Source organism: Fibrobacter sp. UBA3629, from assembly GCF_002374005.1.
In the GTDB taxonomy this organism is placed as follows: domain Bacteria; phylum Fibrobacterota; class Fibrobacteria; order Fibrobacterales; family Fibrobacteraceae; genus Fibrobacter.
Genome location: NZ_DFLC01000001.1, coordinates 12,094 through 13,504, shown reverse-complemented (window position 1 = coordinate 13,504; position 1,411 = coordinate 12,094). Strand labels below are relative to the sequence as shown.

At 59.0% G+C, this 1,411-nt stretch carries 1 protein-coding gene; it reads left to right on the top strand.

The genetic code is table 11. The features are described from left to right. A partial coding sequence (locus B2310_RS00060; RefSeq protein ID WP_290727813.1) for a class I tRNA ligase family protein occupies nucleotides 1-1,411 on the top strand: 1,411 nt, incomplete at both ends.

The following is a 1,411-nucleotide window of genomic DNA, read 5'->3' as shown; positions in this document are numbered from 1 at the left end:
TCGGCCTCCCTGCCGAACAGTACGCTATTCAGACCGGTACGCATCCGGCCATTACCACCAAGAAAAACTGCGACAATTTCCGCCGCCAGATCAAGCGCCTCGGCCTCAGCTACGACTGGAACAAGGAAGTCAACACCACCGACCCGAAGTATTACAAGTGGACGCAGTGGATTTTCAAGCGCCTTTACGGCACCTGGTTCGATGAAGACCAGCAGAAGGGCCGCCCCATCGAAGAACTCCCGATTCCTGCCGATGTCGAAGCAAAGGGCAAGGAAGAAGTCCGCAAGTACAAGGATGGGAAGCGCCTCGCTTACTACGCCGACGCTCAGGTGTGGTGGTGCAAGCACTGCAAGATTGTTTGCGCGAACGAAGAAGTTTTGAATGACGGCAGCCACGAAAAGTGCGGCACCAAGGAAGTGGAACGCCGTAACCTCAAGCAGTGGCTCATGCGCATCCCGCTGTATGGCGACCGCCTGCTGAAGGGCCTCGACAAGCTCGACTGGCCGCAGGGCGTGAAGGACATGCAGAAGAACTGGATCGGCAAGAGCTACGGTGCCGAAGTGGATTTCCCGATTGCCGACGCTAACGGCAAGCCGACCGAAAAGAAGCTCCGCGTCTATACGACCCGTTGCGATACGCTGTTCGGTGCCACCTACATGGTCGTTGCTCCGGAACATGCGATGGTGCCGGAACTCACGACTGCCGAACAGAAGGCCGCCGTGGAAGAATATGTGCACGCCGCCGCTTTGAAGAGCGATCTCGACCGTACCGAACTCGCCAAGGAAAAGACCGGCGTGTTTACCGGTAGCTACGCCGTGAACCCGCTCACCGGCACCAAGATTCCGGTGTGGGTCGCCGACTACGTTCTGACCGGCTACGGCACGGGTGCTATCATGGCCGTGCCCGCCCACGATACCCGCGACTTCGATTTCGCGAAGAAGTTCAACTTGCCCGTCATCTGCATCATGGAACCTGATGCAAGCTGCCCCGAAGACGTTCGCCCGAAGGTCCTCGCCGGCGAAGCCTGCTGGGCTGCCGACGGCACCTACATCAACAGCCAGAACGACACGCTTTGCCTGAACGGCCTCAACAAGAAGCAGGGCATCGCGAAGGTCATCGAATGGCTCGAAGCCAATAAGATCGGCAAGGCCACCGTGAACTACAAGCTCCGCGACTGGCTCTTCAGCCGTCAGCGCTACTGGGGCGAACCGTTCCCGATTATCCACTGGGAAGACGGCGAGATCTCTACCGTCGATGATTCTGAACTGCCGGTGCTGTTGCCGGAACTCAAGGACTACAAGCCGGGTGACGGCGGACAGTCCCCGCTCGCAAACGCCACCGAATGGCTCCAGGTTACGGACAAGAACGGCCGCAAGGGTATCCGCGAAACGAACACCATGCCGCAGTGGGC